This window comes from Allobosea sp. Leaf344 (assembly GCF_001426225.1).
Lineage (GTDB): Bacteria > Pseudomonadota > Alphaproteobacteria > Rhizobiales > Beijerinckiaceae > Allobosea.
Genome location: NZ_LMRT01000001.1, coordinates 909,689 through 929,661, shown reverse-complemented (window position 1 = coordinate 929,661; position 19,973 = coordinate 909,689). Strand labels below are relative to the sequence as shown.

The window sequence follows — 19,973 nt, the reverse complement described above, 5'->3', positions numbered from 1 at the left end:
TTAATTGTGGGCCGGGGGGTCGGAGCGCCGCTTCACGGTTGCGGGCAGGCCCCCGTCTGGACGCAGGGTCAGGCGGCAGACGGGAGACACCCTGTAGCCAGGGCGGGGAATGACCTCGAATTGTTGCGCAAGGATCGCCAAGCACAGCGCCGCTTCGTCCTGGCCAAAATTCATTCCCGGGCAAATACGAGGCCCAACCGCGAACGGGATATAGGCAAAGGGGTTGATCTTTTTGCCCTCAAGGAAGCGCTCTGGCAGGAAATTATTGGGCTTGTCCCATAGATCGGCCGATCGATGCAGCAGCCACGGAGCGATCATCACAAGCGCCGATTTCTCAACCTCGATATGCCCGATCCGATCGGCTGCGAGCGCCTGTCGCGGCAAAAGCGGGACCGGCGGGTACAAGCGCAACGTCTCCTGGATCACCGCACGACACCACGGAAGCTGAGGCAGGTCCGCCAGCGCGGGAGGACGCGCACCACACGCCGCCTTAATTTCCGCATGCACTCGCTCTGTCACCCAGGGAGCATTAGCTAGAAGATACCAGGCCCATGTCAGCGTCGTAGCCGTCGTCTCGTGGCCCGCCATGAAGATTGTCGCGGCCTCATTACGCAGGGCGGTCAAATCAAGTTCCGACCCCGCGCTGCGCTGGTTGCGACGGATAAGCAGATCAACCATCGAGCCTGCGTCGCCTTCGCCGGCGAGATGCGCGTTGATCACACTGTCGATGACCTCGTGGACCATCACGATAGCCTGGCGTTTCCCGCTCCCCCCTGATGAACTCCAGCCATCGTCCCACCCGAGGAAATATCCAAGATTGAACGAATCGGTTGCACGCTGGTAGGCGGTGAAGCCTGTAATGACCTGCTCGGCGGACGAGCGGCTGAGGCCTTTTCCGAAGACGGCGCGCGCGATGATCATCGCGGTCAATTGAGCCATCTCGCTCGTCAACTCAATCTCGGTATCATCGGCTAGCGCCGCCCAATCCTTTGCGAGCGCTAGCGCGGCGTCCTCCATCGTGGCGCCAAACTCGGGAACGCGGCGCTTGTGGACGATATCGGCGACCAGCGGCCTCCGTTTTTTCCAGATGTCGCCATCGCTGATGAAGAGGCCATCACCTAGCAGCGCCTCAAGTGCGCGCCTCATCTGAGGGCTCTTGCGCTCGAAATTATCGTGCCGCGTGACCAGGACGTATTTGATGTGTTCAGGCGAGTTCACGAACACGATCTGGCGTCGCAAGACTCGGAAGCTGTCGAGACCGGAGCGGTAATAATCTGCAATCCAGTTGTCGATCAGGCTATGCCGTGCACCCAAAATGATCTGAAAAAGATTGGGATCTTGCGCGCGGGGTTCCGGATGGCAAGGGATGAAGGCCCCAGGTTCATGGCGCTCGACCACCTGTGCAGGCTCATACATGGCCGACGTGATCATATTCCAAAGTCCGGCCGATCTGGGCGCCGGACCACGTTCAGAAGTTTTAGCTGCGGATAAGCGGTTGGTCATGGGTGCACGACCAATACAGCATCGGCCGTTGAATGCCAGATAGCCGCAGGGGCGAAACCGCGAGGCGCGAATGGCAGACGGGTATGTCGGTTCGATCTGTCGCGTCTCATCCCGATTGCAATCTGAATGAACGCCGGCGATAGCGACACTCGACAAAAGCAGTCTGTTAATGCGGGGCGGCCAAGCGCTGCTTTGCTCCGGCAGCGCGGTCAGAAGCGAGAATTGATAAGAGCTGGTTGGATCTGGCCGGCGGCAAGCGCGAATGGGAACCGATGACCTATCTCGATGAACTCGAAGCCGAATCGATCCACATCATGCGTGAGGTCGCAGCCGAGTTCAGCAATCCCGTCATGCTGTATTCGATCGGCAAAGACTCATCGGTCATGCTGCATTTGGCAGCCAAGGCGTTTCATCCGTCCAAGCCGCCTTTTCCGCTCCTGCATATCGATACCGGCTGGAAATTTCGCGAGATGATCGCGTTTCGCGACACGGTCGCGGCGACGGCGGGCATGGAGATGCTGATCCATACCAACGTCGAGGGGCAATCGGCAGGCGTCACGCCGTTCAGCCATGGATCGTCCCTCTACACCACCATCATGAAGACGGATGCACTCAAGCAGGCTCTGACCTCCCACGGCTTCGACGCCGCTTTCGGCGGTGCGCGACGAGACGAGGAAAAAAGCCGCGCGAAGGAACGGATATTTTCCTTTCGGACCCAGACCCATGGGTGGGAGCCCAAAAATCAGCGTCCGGAGTTGTGGAATCTCTTCAATACCCGCATTCACAAAGGCGAATCGATCCGCGTCTTTCCGCTGTCGAATTGGACCGAACTCGATATCTGGCAATACATCCTGCGCGAAAATATTGAAATCGTGCCGCTGTATTTTGCCGCCCCGCGCCCGGTCGTTTCGCGCGAAGGCCAGCTGATTCTTGTCGATGATGACCGCCTGCCGCTTGAGCCTGGTGAACAACCTGAACTCCGCAGCGTGCGGTTTCGAACATTGGGATGCTACCCCCTCACCGCCGCACTTCCATCCTCGGCCGCGACGCTTCCCGCCATCATTGAGGAGATGCTGATGGCGCGAACGTCCGAGCGTTCGGGCCGGCTGATCGATCACGACGAAGCGGGATCGATGGAGAAAAAGAAGCGCGAGGGCTATTTCTAATGGAAGCCGCAAGCGATCAGAGGCGCTCGGTCAATGGTGATGGAAAGGGTGGAGCCAAGGCGCTCCTTCGTGTCATCACATGCGGCTCGGTCGACGATGGAAAATCGACCCTGATCGGGCGGCTTCTCTATGACTCCAAGCTGCTTTTTGATGATCAACTAGCCGCGCTCGAACGGGATTCGCGAAAGCACGGTTCGGCTGGGGATGAGATCGATTTCGCGCTCTTGCTGGACGGGTTGGACGCTGAGCGCGAGCAAGGCATCACGATCGACGTTGCCTACCGCTTCTTTACGACCCCCATCCGCAAAATCATTGTCGCCGACGCGCCTGGTCATGTGCAGTATACCCGCAATATGGCGACAGGGGCCTCCAACGCCGATCTTGCCGTCATATTGGTCGATGCGCGCAAAGGGATTTTGACCCAGACGCGGCGCCATTCCTTCATCGCCTCCCTGCTCGGGATCCGCCACGTTGTGCTGGCGGTCAACAAAATCGATCTCGTGGGACATTCGCAGGAAGTCTTCGACGAGATTGTCGCAGACTACCGAGCGTTTGCTCGGGAGCTGCAATTCGACACTATGCAAGCGATCCCGATCTCGGCTCGTTTCGGCGCTATGGTGACGAGCCGAACGGAGGCGCTGGCTTGGTATGTTGGCCCCGCTCTCCTGGATTATCTCGAGGCCGTCGAAGTCGAACCGGGTCTGCAACAGCGCCCGTTCAGGTTTCCCGTTCAATGGGTCAATCGCCCTGATCTCGATTTCAGGGGTTTTAGCGGCACCATCGCCGACGGCCAGATCGCCGTGGGTGACGCGGTCGTGGCCTGTCTGTCGGGCCGCAAGTCGACGATTCGGAAGATCTCGACCTTCGACGGTGACAAAACCCGTGCGGCCCGCGGCGAGGCCGTCACGCTCGTGCTTGATGATGAGATCGACATCTCCCGCGGCGACCTTCTCAGCGGCGCCGATGGCCGCCCGGATGTAGCCGACCAATTCGCAGCTCACATTATTTGGATGCATGAAGAGGCGCTGCTGCCGGGCAGGCCCCTCCTGTTGAAATGCGCGAGCAAGACCGTCCTCGCCAGCGTGACCGAGATCAAGCACAGGATTGATGCCGACAATTTCCAGAAGCTTGCCGCTAAGCAGCTGGCACTGAACGACATTGCGGTAGCCAACATCTCAACCCATGAGCCGCTCGCATTCGACCCGTATGCGGTCAATCGAACCACGGGAAGCTTCATCTTGATCGATCGCATGACCAATCAAACGGTCGGCGCCGGCATGATCGATTTCGCGCTCAGGCGCGCGACGAATATCAATTGGCAGGCCGTTGATATCAACAAGCGCCAGCGTATGAGAGCCAAGGGCCACCGACCGGCTGTGCTCTGGTTCACAGGTCTTTCGGGTGCGGGCAAATCGACCATCGCAAACCTTGTCGAGCAACGGCTGTTTGCGCTTGGGTGCCACACCTACCTTCTGGATGGCGATAATCTCCGGCACGGCGTCAATCGCAACCTGGGCTTCACGACAGCCGACCGCGTCGAGAATATTCGGCGCGCGGCGGAAATCGCTAAACTGTTTGTCGATGCGGGTCTGATTGTGCTGGCGTCGTTTATCTCGCCTTTCAGGGCCGAGCGGCAACTGGCGCGCGAGATTCTCGAACCTGGCGAATTCATCGAGATTTTCGTCGATGCTCCGCTCGCTGTTGCCGAACAGCGCGATCCCAAAGGGCTCTATAAGAGCGCCCGCGCCGGCGCCATTCGAAATTTCACCGGCATTGATAGCCCGTATGAGCCTCCACAAACGCCAGAGATCCATCTCAATGCGGATGGACAAACGGAAACCGTCGACGCAATGGCCGACCGTATCGTCGCGTATCTCAGGGGCGGTGGCTTCCTGAAATAAGTGAGACTTGGCTGGCGCCTTGCGCAATCTGCGGCAGCAAGGCTGCGTATACCAGGAGCGACGACGTCATTTCAGCAGGCCATCGTAAACAGCAGCCATCCGCTCGCTATAGCGCTCAGGCGAGAAGAAGGCGGCCCGCTCCTTGCCGCGCGTTGCAAGTTCCACGCGCAGGTCCGCATCCGCATCGATCGTCTTAATCGCGTCCCGGATGCTTTCCGTCTTATAAGGGTCGACGAGCATCGCGGCACCGCCTGCGACCTCCGGTAGCGAACTCGTATTGGAGGTGATGGTCGGCGTGCCCAGCATCATTGCCTCAAGGACCGGCAAGCCAAATCCCTCATAAAGCGACGGAAACAACACTGCCCTGGCGCCGCGGATCAGTGCCATTAGTGAGGCGAGAGGTACGTACGGCAGGCGCTGAACACTGCGCTCGGCCCGGATGCGCTCCCCATCGAAACGCCAGCTCTGAAAACGTTCGTCGTTGAGGGTTTCGACGTCTCGATCGTATTGCCAGCCAAGCCCGCCGACAAGCACGAGCGGTCGCTTGGTGCCGGACGCAGCGAAGGCTTCTACCATCCGGCTCACATTCTTTTTTGGCTCGATTGCGCCCAAGAACAGAAAGTACTCTCTAAATTGCAGACCATATCGATGGGCGATAATGTTTGCCACTTCATCGTCGTTGAGATCGAGAAACGATTTTTCGATAGCAACCGCTTGCCAAGTGTTAGAAATTCGACTTTCAGGAATATCGAAAACATCCATCACATCGCGCTTCGTGAACTCAGAAACGGTCACGATGTGGTCGGCCTTCCTGACGATATCCTTGATCACACGATAGAAATATCGCTTGTTGTCGAGGGTCGAATAGGGAAGCCGCAGCGGCACGATGTCGTGGATGGTGTATACGTTGGCAGCACCTTTGACGGCCAACGGAATCGGCCGCGTTGCGTGAAACAGATCATGATGGCCGTCCGACTTAATAGACATGCGCCGACCATGGCGGTTGAAGTGAAGGAATGCCCGCTCTTCAAGGCGTAAGGCCCCCCTCGTTGGCTGCGGACGCGCTAAAGTGGAACCCGAGCTAGGGTCGAGCACGATACGTTGCGACGGTAGCAGCTGTGCGCGAGCCCCAGCAGGCATGCCAATCGCCCAGTCGAGCGCGCGACTAGCGGCCCTGATGGGATCAAAGCTCGGAGGCTTGCTTGCGTCATACAACGTGACCTCGGCCAGAAGCGGATCCCGGCGATTGATCGGTCGGTCAATGCCGACCAGCAATTCGGTCCGGTACCCGGCATTGCTCGCGGTTTTCGCCAAGTTTCGCGCATAGGTCGCGATCCCGGTTCCCTGTTTAAGGGTGAGCGCATGCGCCTCTAACAGGATGCTTTTTGACACCGACTGGCGATCCTTGTCCTAAATGTCGACGCTCAAGCCGGGGAAGCACAGCAGCCGGTCCTCGCCCATCCGCGTGCTCAAGATATCTGCAGGGTCAGCCGCGCCGCAGGCGCCGTCAAAATCAATTTCGCCGACCGATCCGTATACCGCCAACATTTGCTGGAGAATCGCTGCGGGATCCTCATAACGGGCAGCATTAAACTCGAGCACAATCGTAGGCTTGAAGCGTGCAATGGTCCCCATCATCCCGCGCAGCACGCCTGGCTCCGCCCCCTCAACATCAATCTTGAGAAAGTCCACCCGCTCCAATCCGGCGGTTAAATGATCGATGGACACGCCTGGGACGCTCACACGCAATTCGGCCGGGCGTGCTCCTCCGTCGAAGGCGACGGTGGCATTTTTGGGCTCGCCGAAGGGGACAAACAGCTCCAACGCTTCCTGAGAGCAATCGCTTGCCGCGGCTTGCACCAATGTGACGGTGCGATCGAATCCATTTAGCGCCACCGTCTCCTGCAGCAAATCAAATGTCGCAGGATTTGGCTCGATAGCTATGACTTTTCCGGTCGGTCCAACCCGATCCGCAAACAGCAGCGTATAATAACCAAGATTGGCTCCGACATCGAAGGCGACCATGCCGGGCTGCAGCGTCCGCGCACAGAAGATGGTTAGCCAACTTTCCCAGTAGCCATCGAACATCACATGCCGAGAAAAACCGCGATCGCTGGCGCGCAAGAGCATCTTATGGCTTCCCAGGACGCGGGAGAGAATAACGCCGTCGCCCAAGGGCACCGTCTGGACCCGGCTACGAATCTCGCGCTCGGCATCCTCTCTAGTCATCATACCGAGCTGCGCGGCGGTAACATCCAACATATCGAAGGCACTCATCCATTTGGCGGTCGGCTAGGTCGAGCACTAACCCACGCGGAGAAGATAAATCTCAAAGCACGCTTCAAAACGAGAGATTTAGCGATATACGTGACCCGCTGCGAGATCGGACGCGTCTGAATCGACTAGCCTTTGCGTCACCCAGGTCATTTCGGCTTTTGAGCTGGAGCCGACAGGCTGCAGCCTCCCATTGATTGCATAGACCGATCACGCGAGCGCCCTGAAAACCAAAGCAGCGTTCAGCCCGCCGAACGCAAACGAGTTCGACATCGCCGCTGAAATTTGCAGTGAGCGTGCTTCATTCGGTATGCAGTCGAAATCACAATCGGGATCAGCGGCGTCGAAATTGGCCGTTGGGGGGACTATGCCGCGCTCAATGGCCATAATCGTCGCGATCGCCTCAAGAGCTCCGGCAGCCCCGAGCGCATGCCCTGTCACCCCTTTTGTGGAGGAGACTGGAGGTAAGCGGCGATCCGCGAAAAGGCGCTTTAGCGCGACAGTCTCGGTGCGATCATTGGCTCGCGTCCCGGTCCCATGCGCGTTGATATAGGCTAAGTCGCCCGCATCCATCTTGGCGTCTGCCAATGCGATGTTCATCGCTCTCAGCATGCCGTCTGCATCGGGTGAGACGATGTTGCCAGCATCGGCGCTAAAGCCGAACCCCGCGGCTTCGACGGCCGGACGCAAGCCGCGGCTGCGCGCATGCGACTCCGTCTCCAAGATGATGACGCCAGCGCCCTCTGCTAGAATGAGTCCATCGCGACCGGCTGCGAAGGGCCGACAGGCCGTGCGTGACATGATCTTCATTGCGTCCCAAGCGGTGACGGTGCCCACAGATAAAGGGGCCTCAGTGCCTCCGGCGACCATCACATCGGCCAGGCCCGCTCGCAGGAATTGCATCGCGATACCGATTGCATGGCTAGACGATGCGCAGGCGCTCGATGTTACGAAGCACGGGCCGGTGATGCCAAAAGCCATCGATACCCAACTCGCCGATGAGCTTACCATTGCCTTTGGCACAGTCATGGGATGCAGGCGCTTATTCTCGCGATACAGTCGGACATACTGATCGTCCATGCTGCATTGGCCACCCGCACCGTTGCCTAAAATGACGCCGATACGATCGGGTTTGAGCGGCCCCAGCTTCACGCCCGAGGCAGCCAACGCTTGGCCTGCGGCTGCAACGGCAAACACCGCATTCCGGTCCATCGCCGAAGCCGGGACCGGCAGGTTCTCCAGGAAAGCGCGATCTAAAACCTCGGACACCTGAATCCCGGAACCCGGCAGCACAGAGGCTTCGCTGAGGTTGTCGCTGCCGGTGACAAGAGATTGCCAGAAGCTATTAGCGTCGCAGCCCACGGAAGAGATGACGCCGACGCCAGATACGACGATTGTCGTCATATCGGCTGTTTCTTGGCCACGAGCTTATCAATCTCGCCTGCAAGATCGCCTACTGTCTTCAATTCATTGATCGATCTGTTGGCATTATAGTCGATTGAGATGTCAAAACGCTCTTCCACTTTAAAGATGAGTTCCACGAAATCAAACGAGTCGACCCCGGTCTCTTCGATAATGGTTTGACGACCCCAACTGATGGCTTGGATGGCTGCTTCGTCGCGAAACGCGCTCTCCATCATAACCTGCTTGAGCATGCTAATGACAAAATCGACCGTGGTCGATGGCGCCTCGGGCGTCATGGCGTTTGGCTCTCTCTGGTCCAATTCTGACACACTTATACACGCTGGCAGTGAGAAGGGCGGCTTAAACCGGATCCGTTTGAAAATACGGGCGCCATCTGGCCTCCGCGCCGCAAAAGAGCGCCGAAGCGCTGACCAGCCGTCGCGCTCATGACGCCAAAATCGTCTTAAGTGAAATGTCCCCGAGCTCAGCCATTTCATGCGCGAGCGTGCTGATGGCCGTATCGATCTGCTCGTCGCTATGATCCGCATTGATGAAGAAGCGCAGTCTGGCCGTCTTCTCCGGTACGCCTGGGGGTAAGATAGGGAATGCGTTGACACCAGCCTCTAGAAGGCGTTCGGCGAGCTTCAGCGTTGCGACGGTGTCACCGATGATGATCGGTATGATCCCACGCCCCCAACTATCGCCGGTATCGAACCCAGCCGCATTCGCGCCGGCTTGAAACCGCAAAGACTTGCGCTGCAGTCGCTCAACACGATCGGGCTCTCGCTGCATAATATCTAATGCAACGATCGAGGCGGTGACAGCGGTAGCGGGCATGCCGACGCTATAGACAAAGCCCGGCGCCTGATGCTTCAGCAAATCGATCGCGGCAGCATTTCCAGCCACATAGCCACCACAACTAACGAGTGTCTTGGATAAGGTGCCTAGCCAAAGGTCGACCTCGCCAGGGGACACAGCCTGGTGCTCGAAGATGCCGCGTCCTGTGGCGCCGAGAACTCCAAGTCCATGGGCGTCGTCGATCATCAACCAAGCGGAGAAGCGCTGTTTAATCGCGATGAGACGTTGTAAGTCCGGCCCGTCGCCATCCATGGAGAAAAGACCTTCGCTTACGATCAAAACCCGTTCGAAGCGATGGCGATCGGCGGCCAACAATGCCTCCAGCGCATCTAAATCGTTATGGGGGAATAGCCGCCGCGCGCTTCCGGCAAGTTGGGCGCCTACAACAACGCAATTATGAATGAGGGCATCGTGGACGATGAGGTCTTTCGGCCCCATCAAGGTCGCGAGTGTCGATACAGCGGCAGCATGACCCGAGACAAAAGCCACACAATCCGCCGCTTCATAATTTCGGGCGAGCGCGCGCTCGAGATCGCGGTGGATCCCCCGTTCACCCGCGCTGATCCGGCTTGCGGAAACCGATGTGCCTAGATCACGCGCAGCCTTAGCGACGGCTTCGGTAATCTCCGGATGACCGTTAAGTGCGAGATAGTCGTAGGAAGCAAAATTGAGGACTGGGCGGCCCTCGATGACCGAAAGCGCCCCGGCTCTCATGTCATGCTGTCGATAGTAGGGACTGCGCAGGCCGGCGAAGCTTGCAAAACCTCGCTGGAATTTCATTTGCTGGTAAAGCGGATGATCTTCGAACGCTACGCTGTAGTGCCGCTCGGCAGTCCTCTGTTGCGGTGACGAGGGGGCTGTCGCCACCTCCGGCGTCCACCGCATCTGCTCTATAAGGTCGGCGAGGGCATCGTCTGACAGCGGACCAGAATCGCTGTGAGCCATCAGAATGCTCCTCGACGCGAGGCGCGCACGGCTCGTTCGAGCTTGCTAGCCTCTTCAGGCGACAGGTCGGCCGTCGAATGGATGCCAGCAAGCGTTGCGACCGTCGCAGGAAGGCTGTCTGCTGCTTCTTGCGGGGGCTGATTATCGCCATGGTTGATCTGGTCAACGATCATGCGAGCCATGGCCGCAAGATTGCGATCACCGGCCCCGACAACGGCGATTTGCACACCGAGCGCGGTCTCGAGCGACATGTGAAGCTCCAGCGCCATCAGCGAATCCAACCCGATATCGATCAGGGGTTGGGATAGATCAATTTTGCTTTCCGGCATGCGCAGGATCTCGCTGACCTCGCGGCGCAAAATCCCGGTGACGATCTCAACAGCTTCGCTGGCGCTCTTACCCCGCAAATCGAAAGCTGCCTCGTCTGTGGGCCCTTGCTGCCCATCCCGCTTGATGAGGCCAAGCCCGACAAATGCCGGGCTTTTCAAGAGAGCAAGTTTCTCTGCGCCAGCGCTCTGAGCGATATTGGTCAAGAATTGCACCGGATCGATGGTGTCACCAAGGCTAATGAGCCGTCCGAGATGCGCCAAGGCCTCCGAGGATCGCATAGCGACAACGCCCGTCGTCCGACGGAGCCGCTGCCCCAGTTGTTTGTCCCGTGCGATGATGCCCACATCGGAAATTGCTCCCCAGCCGATGGCTAGAGCCGGTTTTCCGAGCTTGCGACGACGGCGCATGAACCCTTCGAGAAACGCGTTGGCGGCGACATAGGCGGCCTGACCAGGGCTGCCAACCATCGTCGTGGCCGAGGAATACGCTACAAAAAAGTCGAGTGGCTGGCCCTCGGTCGCTGCATCGAGATTGATGATCCCGTCCACTTTCGTCCGCAAAACCGCATGCAGGCGTGTCGGCGTCAGGTTGGCGATCAGCCCGTCATCGAGATGGACCGCGGCATGCACCACGCCGCGGACAGGGCCGTAGCTTTCCGAGAGTTCGCTGATGAGGCTGTGGACGGCCATCGCATCGGTGACATCGAGCTGTCTGACCAGCACATGCGCGCCGTGGCGCTCCATCTCGGCGACAAGAGGCGAAAGCGCTTCCTCGACCTGCCCGCGCCTCGATACCAAAGCGATGTGCGACGCACCCATCCGCGATAGCCAATGGGCGGTAGCCAAACCCAAACCGGCCGTTCCGCCTACAACAAGGTAAAGACCGGCCCGCGCCGCATAGCTCAGGGACGCAATGTCCGCACGCGCTGAGCTGGCTGGGCGGATCACTATCTTCCCAACGTGCTCGGACGCCTGCATGCTCCTGAACGCAGCGCCAGCTTCATGCGATTCAAAGGTTCGATAAGTCAGCGGCAGCAAAGCTTGGCGGGTAAACAGTTCAGCAAGCGAGGCCATCATCTCGCGCGCCAATTGCGGTTTGGCGGCCAGCAGCTCGTCGAGATCGATTCCGCTATAGGCAATGTTGTGCAAAAACGGCCGGAGAGCGAGCTGCGTGTTGTCTAAAAAGTCGCGCTTACCCAATTCGAGGAAACGACCGAACGGCTTAAGCAGCTTGAAACTCGCCAGCATCGCATCGCCGGCAAGCGAGTTCAGCACGACATCTACGCCGTGGAAGCGCTCTTTGATGTCTGCTGCGAACCTCTCCTGGCGCGAATCGAAGATCATGTCGGCGCCTGCTCCTTGAGCAATCGTCCGACGGGTGCCGCTGCTCGCCGTTCCCAGGACCCGAGCCTTTTTCAGCTTCGCGATCTGGATCGCAGCAAGCCCCACCCCGCCTGCGGCGCCATGGACGAGTACGTCCTCGCCGCCACGGATTTGGCCCCGTTCGACAAGCGCATACCAAGCGGTGGCGAAGGCAACGGGGATCGTTGCAGCGGCCTCAAGACTCATGCCCTCGGGCACGGGGAAAAAATGCCAATCGGGGCATACCACGTGGGAGGAGAATGCTTGGGCAGCAAACCCCATCACTGCATCGCCTACTCGGTGCTGGGTCACGCCTGGGCCAACGCGGACGACGATGCCCGAGCATTCAAATCCAAGCGCCGCTCTTGTCATGCCGGCGCCGAGCAAATCATCGTCGAGTATGCCAAGACCTACCAAAACGTCGCGATAATTCAGCCCCGCGGCTGCGACCTCTACCTCAATCTCGCCTTCGTCAGGCGCGGGACGCGTTTTCTTGAGCCATTCGAAACCGTCTAGCCCGACTCCGTCGGCGAAGTGAAGCACCGAGCGATCGTCAGAGGTTAGAGCGGAGTCCGTAATCATTCCGCGCCTGACACGGGTAACCGTGAGGCCCGAGGCTGTGATCCGCCATTCGCGCTCGGCGGACCCGGTAGCAAGAATATCTTGGACGCGGGCCGCTGCGGCGGGACGTTCAATGTCGATCGTTCGGATATCGAGATCGGGAAACTCGTTGATTGCTACCCGCACAAACCCCAAAACGGCGGCATTTGCAGGCGCACTCTCCGCATCCCCTGTACGGGCGCCTTCGGTCAAAACGAACAGCCGGCAGGGCTGTCCAAGATTTCCGAGCTTTAACAACCAGTTTGTCAGGACATCCAGATGGCTCGTGAGGTTGCGTGCTGCAACATCCGCCCGATAGGGCGCGAAAATAAGTATGGCGGGGGTATCCTGCTGTAGCGCGCCAAGCCAAGCATCAAACGCCGCGAAGTTCTCGGACGCAAGCTGGACGCCGGCTTTCAGCCCATAGACAGGTATCAGATCGCCACTGCTAGAATGTGCGATCACCGCGACGCTTGCCGCAAGCGTCGCATTGCGATTGGCTTCTCTGGCTGCACGACCGCCAAAGAGCCGCAGGATACCGTCCTCAGTCAGGCCTACGGTCCGGTCGACCACGCGGGCCTTCGCGAGTTGCTGGTCGATCGCATCATGGCCCCCACCTGCTGCTTCACCAGCCATCTGCTCTATGGCTGGCGTCGATGCATGAAGCAGGAATGAGAGATAAGCGTCTTCGACCGGCTCACCAAGCAGGATAGGCGCGCCATCGCCGAGCATGGCAACGCAGCGCTCCAGCAGGCCAGGAGACGCAAGGCCGGCCGGCGATCCCGGCAGGCTGAAACCTATCAGAGCGTCAAAATCGGTGGTCGGTCCGGTGCTGCCGCTTTCAAGAACCAGCAATTCCAGTAGGGTCCCTATACCGGGCAGATGGCGCTGGTCATCGGCTCTCACCTGGTTCGCCACGATCAGAGTGGCTGAAATCTGTCCGGATTCGATGCTCGGCTTCAATGCGGCCGAAAGCGCGGCGTTCCAATCGCCTGCAATGAGAATACGCAGTTTACATGGAGCCGATTTCAGCAGCTTCGCGATCGCCTGTTGGACAGCGCCTCGAAGGGGGTCTGCCAAACAAACTAAGCCCCAATGGTCGGTTGGGAAATCGGGCTGCTTGGCGGGAAGCGTGCCGGAGCGGAGCAATTTGCCCGCCTCCGCCATTGCCTGCGCTGCCAGTCGGATCTCCATGTTTGCCCGCGGAAACCGTTGGATTAACGTCCCTAAGATCGCCTGGGGCGAAGGAATCATGAAGGTAGGCGACAGGCGCTTGCCTTCAACGGCTTTCTCCACAGCGCCGGCGAGTTCCAGAACCTGCTGTATCCGCCACCAGAGCGGCTGCGCAGCAGGGGGAATTGCGCCTTCCTCGGCGAGCGCTTCAAAGGTCCGGTTCGTTTCAGCCGCCAATAACTCTGCCGCCAGTTCGCGCGCGAGCGAGATTGAAAGCGCTTTAACCAGCGAGCGGATACTCGCGAGGTCGCCAGGCGAACCGGTCCCTTCGGGCAATAGCGATGGAAGCGGCACCGTATCAATGACGATGGCTTCTTCACGGAATGTGCGGTCGGCCATGAATGGCTTGATGAGGTGAACGGAACGGAATACCGCGGCGTCGATGGTCGCGACGATCTGCCCATCCTCTCCCAGCAAGAACACTGAAATTGATTTGAAGCGCGACGATTCCTCTTTCAGCTCCGTGACCGATTGCGCGACCGCCGCCCCCGGCTTCCAAACCCGAATGTGCCTAAAGCGGATCGGAAGAAACGCCTTGCGTTCGCCATCGCGCTGAGGCCGTGCCAGGAATAGAGTATGGAAGGCTCCGTCCAGTGAGACTGGGTGAAGCACGTGAAGATTATCATACGCACCCAAACCGCCAGAGGGGACCTTCAGCGCGCTGCGGCAAATGGTATGGTCTCGTTCGCTCGACTCCGCGACCTGAAAATAACTGCCATATTCCAGCCCCGCCCGGTTAGCCTCGGCGTAGATATCTTCAGCAACGTCCAGAATCGGATCTCTTGGACTTGGAATGGCCCTCGGAGGAGCAGCCGATGGCTCAATCCGTCTGACCGTTCCTCGCGCATGAAGTAGCCATTCGTTACCCGCCAGACGTCTCCTGCTCCAGATTTCTACTGTGCCGGACTGGCTGGAATAGCGGGTCGACAGTTCACGAGTCTCGTCCTCGGCAAAGGTCAGAGCCTTGAGGATATCGAATTCGTCCACCTCGATCGGGCCGTCGCCGAGGATCTCAGAGCCAACAGCGAGCGCCATATCGATTAGAGCGGCGGCCGGGAGGACAATCGTGCCATCGACACGGTGGTCATTGAGGTAGGGCACTAACACAGGGTCTAGCAGGCAACGCCATTCGGGCGACCCCGCCGCCGCGCGGCTGCCGAGCAACGGATGAAGCGGCACGCTTTCGATTAGTCGGCCATACGAGTTTATCGCTTCAGAAGTCGAACCTAAGTGAAATTCCTCCCGCTGCATGGGATATCCAGGCAGCACAACGACGTTGCCGGGGGGCTCGCCGAAAACCGCTCGGCGATCGTGCGCTAGGCCGTGCGCCACGAAGCGCGCAGTTATGGTCCGGATCGGATCTTGCTGTGGCTTGTCTGTTGACGAAAGCGTTGCCAGGATTGGGTTGCGAACCTGCTTTTGCTGCAGGATATCGGCCATGGGCCCAAGCAAAATCTGACGTGGCGTGATCTCGACAAAGGCGGCGTCAGGATAACCATCGAGCGCCTCCTCAATGGCCTGCTGGAAGCGGACCGGACGGCGAACATTATCCCACCAATAGCGCGCTCCGAGTTCCCCGATACTGAGCCGTTTCCCAGTCACAGTCGAAAAGAATGGAGTATGGGCGGGGGTTGCGCGAATCTCGGCGAAATCGTCGATAATTCGCTGCTCTAGGAAATCCAGAGCCCTGGAGTGGAAGGGGTATTCGACCTTCAGCGTAATGCTGGCAATGCGCTCTCTTCGGGCAAGTGCCGCGATAGCTGCGATCTCATCAGCCGGTCCGGATACGGTCGTTGAAAGCGAGCTATTATACGCCGCAATATCAACCGAAGCTGCTTGTGCCCGGTCAATCAAGTCCTGCGTGCTGTCGGGATTGGTCGCTATAACGAGCATGCGGCCCCTGCCGCGCATCCCCTCCTGATGCTCGCTACGAAGGTGCACGACACGAAGGGCGTCGGCTCTAGAGAGAAAGCCGCAGCACTCCGCTGCTGCGATTTCACCCACACTATGTCCCAGAACGGCGCTGGGATGAAAACCATAACGTTTGAGAACCGCCGCCAGCGCCGATTGGACGGCAAAAAGCAAAGGTTGGGTCCGCGAGGTCGTGTCGAGAACGTCACGTGACACACCGTCTCGAAACTGCTCCGCAATGGACCATCCAGCTATGGGGCGATAGAGAGCGTCGATCTCCTCGATCTCGCGACGGAATGCGCTACTCGCCTGGTAGGCAACCTCACCCATCGCCGGATATTGCGCGCCATTGCCGCTGAAGACGAAAATGGGCTTGCGGTCGATCAACGCTGCTGTTGCGCTGGTCGCCTTGCTGGCGTCGAGGCCACCATTCGCGAAAGCCTGCAGGATCGCGACGGTCGCGTCGTTATCCGCTGCCACATCGGGCAGGGGAACAGCCAGCCTATGTGAAAGAATCTCGTGCCGGTACGCGAGCGTACTGGCAATGTTGGTTGCAGGCACTCCCTCACTCAACGTCGCGGCGATTTGCTGGCTACGTACGCTCAGTGCTTCGGCGGTAGCGGCAGACACGAGCAGGATTTCAGCCTGCTTCCCTTCTGGCGCCCCGGGCCCAAAGCCGGTCGCCAATCTCACGCATCTTGCCGATCGCTTGGGCGCGGACCTTAGGATGACGTGAGCGTTGGTCCCGCCGAAACCGTAATTGCAGACGCCAGCGAAGATCTCGTCGTTTTGGGGTTGGATTAGCCTCGCGCTTACGATCGGAGCAATATTAAGCCCGGGAAAATCAATTGCAGCGTTCGGGGTCTCGGCGAACAGGGACCTTGGCACGACGCAATGTTCAATCGCCATGCTAGCTTTCAACAAGCCGGCTAGTCCTGATGCGGCTTCCAAATGGCCGATATTGGATTTGATGGAGCCGATCGGGAGCGGCGTTGAGCGATTTTGCCCTAGGCTTGCACCAATGGCCGAGGCCTCAATGGGATCACCGACTTTGGTCCCGGTTCCGTGCGCCTCGACGAAGGCTAGACGTTCGGGGTGGACACCTGCCGCCGCATACAAACTTTCAATGAGGCTCTGTTGGCCATGCTGCGATGGCAGCGAAATCCCGTTCGTGCGACCATCCGAGTTGATGGCGGCTGCCATCACGACGCTGCGAACGCGCCGGCCAGACGACTGCGCATCGGACAGACGCTGCAAAATTAGAACCACTGCTCCTTCCGATCGCACGTAGCCATCGGCCTCGTCGGAGAAAGGGCGGCAGAGGCCGGTCGGTGAGAGCATCCGAGCCTGTGAGAAGCCGATGAACGGCGCTGGCGACAGCAGCATGTTGACGCCGCCGACAACGGCCATGTCGATCTCGCCAAGATCAAGCGCCCTCATGGCCTGCGATAGTGCGACGAACGACGACGAGCAGGCCGAGTCGAGCGTGAAGCTCGGACCTTTCAAATCAAATACGTAGGAAATACGGTTCGACAGGATCGACAGCGCATTTCCGGTCATAAAGTGGCTGCCGATGACAGCAGGGTCGTACCCGCCACCGCTCTGGTAATCGACGAGCGAAGCGCCGACATAGACGCCGACATTGTGTCCAGCCAGCGAGGAGGGAGGCACGCCTGCGTCCTCTAGCGCCTTCCATGTCGTCTCGAGCAGCAATCGTTGCTGCGGATCCATCTGTTGGGCTTCGCGTGGAGATATTCCGAACGGAGCGGGATCGAACGCGAAGGGCGCGTCAATATAGCCGCCAGCAAACGAATAGGAAAACCCCGGTACAGGCTTGCCGGCTCTCAAGAAGCGCTCAACGCTCCAGCGTCCGATTGGGCGAGGCGAAACGACATTGCGTTCCTTCAGCAAGACGTCCCACAGCGCATCGATAGAATTCGATCCTGGAAGATTGCAGGCATATCCAACGATGCCTATATCGCCAAGTATCGCGCTGGTAAAATCAGACATAGGCTGAAGGATGTAACCAAAAGTCAGAGTACGGGAATTTCGGGCGAGCAGCAACCAGTGCTACGGGGTTTGGATAGACAATTCGAGCGCGCATGGCAATCCATCGTGGATGCAGTCGCTCTGATTTCTATAGAGCGTTGCGCTCACGTTTTGGTGGGATCCAAGGCCCCCCTAGACTAGCCTGCGGCCGGCTTCCGGACGGAACGAGGCCGACAGTAACGCGAGACCGCGAGCTGGACGCTTCCAGAAGTAAATGGTCAACGAGCTGGGCGCGCGGGGCAAAAGTCTGATAAACGCTCCGCGCGGCGCCTATCACCGATCAGTTGCCTTAATCTCGCGCACAAAGTCTCGCAGCGCACCAAAATATTCGTCCCAGGCGAAAGTGGCGTAATCGCCAAACAGGCGCGCGGGCGGCTTCGACGCCAGCAGCGACAGAATCGCTGCTCCCCAGCCCGGGCCGTCGATCGGATCTACGAAGATAGTATCCGGACGTGCGATCTCTCGGTGCGCGGGGATGTCGGAAGCCACAACCGGGATGCCCAGGGCTCCTGCCTCGAGAACGGGCAATCCGAACCCTTCGCTAAATGATGGCATGAGCAGGCCGCGGGCGCCGCTCATGAGGCGATGCAGAGCGGGCGTTGAAAGACCACTGACTACATGGATGTGCTTATTAACGTCGGTCGAGCGTTCGAACCGGTCCCTGATCAGGTTGCCTTGCCAACCCGCTGATCCGACGATTACGAGGTGCGGCGTATCTTTGCCGCTGCGTTGTAGTCGCCGCCAGACCTCCAACAGCATTAGCTGGTTCTTACGATGCTCAATGGCGCCGCAGACGACGAAATACGGGATATGCGCCAGGGAAGCGTCTGGGTCTGCGGGTTGTCGGAAAATCGCTTGAACGGGCAACGGTAAGGATAAAGTCGGTATCTGTCGCGATCCCCGGCGGTGAAGCTCGCCCAGGACAGCTGCCTTCGCTGACTGTGTCGTCACGATGAGGCCTGCGGCGAGACGCGCCGTTTGGTCCACCATCGCCGAATGTCCCTTCACGGCGCTCGGCTCGACATATTCCGGCGTTTCGAGTGGGATTACATCGTGGAGCATAAACAGCGGGCGTACATCGCGCCGTCGCTCGAGCCAGCGCAACAGGAACGGAATGGCAAGAGTGATTTGGCCCACGTTGAAATAAGCCGTGTCGGGCGCCAGTCCGGTATCGACACTTGTCCCAAAACCGATCCCTGTAGCTTTCAGCAAGGACGTCATGCGAGCGGCGACTCCGAGGGCAGTTTGCCGTTTCGGAGGGGCGCCACTTGGCTTATTTCCTTGAAGGCGCGCCTTCACATGCTGCCAAGCGATGTCGTTTTCAGGCTGAGTATTTTCAGACCACAACTCCTCCAGCCGCCCCAATCCGCGCAGCACTCGCTCGCGGGGAAAACAACGAATTCCCCAGACTGTTGGCAAGATTGCGAAGCATTCTTCGCTCGAGTGCAAAAAAAAGTGCCGGGCATACTCCAAATCAACACGGTCTATTCCGCGCGGAGTTCGTGACAACGGGCCCAGAAACAAACGGGTCGCATCATAGGCGAATGGCAAAATGGCACCCCGTGGATAGGCATCGACGTGATGTCGCCGCTGCAGCCCTTTTTCGTTCGCGGGCGGTTTTCAAGCCACCTGCTAACACGGGCTGGATATCAAAATTTTGAAGGAGCAGTACAGCTTGATTAACTGAAGGGGCTCGGCGATAGGTGTGGCACATCGAGCAAGCCTGAAAGCGCCGAATTCATTGCTGCGTATTCACAACAGTCTCTTTTCTGGCTTGGAACGCGAGGTATTGATCTGGCTAGCCAAACGGCTGCCGAGATCGGTCACCCCTGACGCCGTTACAGCCTTTGGCGTTTATGGCGGCATCGTCACGTTGGCTGGATACGTCCTATCCCATTGGGCGGTCGAATTTTTGTGGCTGGCCTCTTTGGGGCTTGTTTTCCACTGGCTGGGCGATTCGCTGGATGGCACACTTGCGCGCGTCAGGCAGATTGAACGACCCAGATATGGATATTTTGTCGATCAGACCGTTGATGTAATCGGCAACCTGTTGATCGCTGTCGGCATGGGTCTATCGCCATATGTGCGCATGGACGTAGCGCTGCTGGCCCTTGCAGGCTATCACGCCCTCTCGATATACTCGTTTGTCAGAACATGCGTTTCCAGCGAGTTTCATGTCTCGCTGCTTGGCTCGGGGCCGACCGAAATTCGCCTGCTCATCATCGGGATGAACACTTTCATCTTGCTTTTTGGCGCTCCGCAATTTGTCATCTTTGGTCGTCCGATGACCTGGTGCGACCTCGCCTTGCTGGCGATGGCCACCGCCTTCATGGTCGCGTTCGTCTGCCTCGTTTTTTCCTATGCGCGCTCATTGAGCGAAGTCGACCGTAAAGATTCGATTTGAGACCTGCAGCCCGCGCTCCAGGTCTCGGCTCAGA

Annotated in this window: 11 protein-coding genes; 3 read left to right on the top strand and 8 right to left on the bottom strand. The window is 58.8% G+C overall.

Translation table 11 applies throughout. The features are described 5' to 3' along the window. Positions 1 to 1,431, bottom strand: coding sequence for a cytochrome P450 (locus ASG72_RS04135; RefSeq protein WP_082540061.1), 1,431 nt, complete (start codon positions 1,429 to 1,431; stop codon positions 1 to 3). A 314-nt stretch (positions 1,432 to 1,745) separates the two neighbouring features. Between ASG72_RS04135 and cysD the strand changes: the two genes are divergently transcribed. Together cysD and cysN are read left to right on the top strand one after the other, a co-directional pair. Further along, entirely contained in the window at positions 1,746 to 2,669 is a 924-nt protein-coding gene (gene cysD, locus ASG72_RS04130; RefSeq protein WP_280137738.1) for a sulfate adenylyltransferase subunit CysD, read from the top strand. Further along, positions 2,669 to 4,570 (top strand): sulfate adenylyltransferase subunit CysN, encoded by a 1,902-nt coding sequence (cysN, locus tag ASG72_RS04125; RefSeq protein WP_056709294.1) that lies wholly within the window; start codon positions 2,669 to 2,671, stop codon positions 4,568 to 4,570. Before cysD ends, cysN begins: the two co-directional genes overlap by 1 nt. A gap of 66 nt (positions 4,571 to 4,636) precedes the next feature. On the opposite strand, the gene ASG72_RS04120 is transcribed toward cysN, so the two are convergent. The 7 genes from ASG72_RS04120 to ASG72_RS04090 all read right to left on the bottom strand — a co-directional run bounded on the left by ASG72_RS04120 (position 4,637) and on the right by ASG72_RS04090 (position 18,756). Further along, complete coding sequence (locus ASG72_RS04120) at positions 4,637 to 5,962, bottom strand: glycosyltransferase family 1 protein (protein ID WP_082540060.1); 1,326 nt, start codon at positions 5,960 to 5,962, stop codon at positions 4,637 to 4,639. Positions 5,963 to 5,980: 18 nt separating this feature from the next. Next, a complete protein-coding gene (locus ASG72_RS04115) occupies positions 5,981 to 6,847 on the bottom strand; it encodes an FkbM family methyltransferase (protein ID WP_056709291.1) in 867 nt (288 codons plus the stop codon). A gap of 207 nt (positions 6,848 to 7,054) precedes the next feature. Next, entirely contained in the window at positions 7,055 to 8,248 is a 1,194-nt protein-coding gene (locus tag ASG72_RS04110; RefSeq protein ID WP_056709289.1) for a beta-ketoacyl-[acyl-carrier-protein] synthase family protein, read from the bottom strand. Then, positions 8,245 to 8,544 (bottom strand): acyl carrier protein, encoded by a 300-nt coding sequence (locus tag ASG72_RS20955; protein ID WP_056709286.1) that lies wholly within the window; start codon positions 8,542 to 8,544, stop codon positions 8,245 to 8,247. The genes ASG72_RS04110 and ASG72_RS20955 overlap by 4 nt, the downstream gene beginning before the upstream one ends. A 148-nt stretch (positions 8,545 to 8,692) precedes the next feature. After that, on the bottom strand, positions 8,693 to 10,051 hold the full coding sequence (locus ASG72_RS04100) for an aminotransferase class I/II-fold pyridoxal phosphate-dependent enzyme (protein WP_056709284.1): 1,359 nt from the start codon (positions 10,049 to 10,051) through the stop codon (positions 8,693 to 8,695). Then, positions 10,051 to 17,496, bottom strand: a complete 7,446-nt coding sequence (locus ASG72_RS04095) for a type I polyketide synthase (RefSeq protein WP_082540059.1) — start codon at positions 17,494 to 17,496, stop codon at positions 10,051 to 10,053. The genes ASG72_RS04100 and ASG72_RS04095 overlap by 1 nt, the downstream gene beginning before the upstream one ends. A 312-nt stretch (positions 17,497 to 17,808) precedes the next feature. Further along, complete coding sequence (locus ASG72_RS04090) at positions 17,809 to 18,756, bottom strand: glycosyltransferase family 1 protein (protein WP_056709279.1); 948 nt, start codon at positions 18,754 to 18,756, stop codon at positions 17,809 to 17,811. 520 nt (positions 18,757 to 19,276) lie between these two features. On the opposite strand from ASG72_RS04090, the gene ASG72_RS04085 reads away from it, so the two are divergent. Next, positions 19,277 to 19,939, top strand: a complete 663-nt coding sequence (locus ASG72_RS04085; RefSeq protein WP_056709277.1) for a CDP-alcohol phosphatidyltransferase family protein — start codon at positions 19,277 to 19,279, stop codon at positions 19,937 to 19,939. Positions 19,940 to 19,973 lie beyond the last annotated feature (34 nt).

What these genes read in the sequence shown, in the direction of transcription:
- ASG72_RS04110 (WP_056709289.1), bottom strand. Translation starts at nt 8,248, where the DNA reads ATGACGACAATCGTCGTATCTGGCGTCGGCGTCATCTCTTCCGTGGGC.
- ASG72_RS04135 (WP_082540061.1), bottom strand. Translation starts at nt 1,431, where the DNA reads ATGATCACGTCGGCCATGTATGAGCCTGCACAGGTGGTCGAGCGCCAT.
- ASG72_RS04100 (WP_056709284.1), bottom strand. Translation starts at nt 10,051, where the DNA reads ATGGCTCACAGCGATTCTGGTCCGCTGTCAGACGATGCCCTCGCCGAC.
- ASG72_RS04095 (WP_082540059.1), bottom strand. Translation starts at nt 17,496, where the DNA reads ATGTCTGATTTTACCAGCGCGATACTTGGCGATATAGGCATCGTTGGA.
- cysN (WP_056709294.1), top strand. Translation starts at nt 2,669, where the DNA reads ATGGAAGCCGCAAGCGATCAGAGGCGCTCGGTCAATGGTGATGGAAAG.
- ASG72_RS04115 (WP_056709291.1), bottom strand. Translation starts at nt 6,847, where the DNA reads ATGAGTGCCTTCGATATGTTGGATGTTACCGCCGCGCAGCTCGGTATG.
- ASG72_RS04090 (WP_056709279.1), bottom strand. Translation starts at nt 18,756, where the DNA reads ATGACGTCCTTGCTGAAAGCTACAGGGATCGGTTTTGGGACAAGTGTC.
- ASG72_RS20955 (WP_056709286.1), bottom strand. Translation starts at nt 8,544, where the DNA reads ATGACGCCCGAGGCGCCATCGACCACGGTCGATTTTGTCATTAGCATG.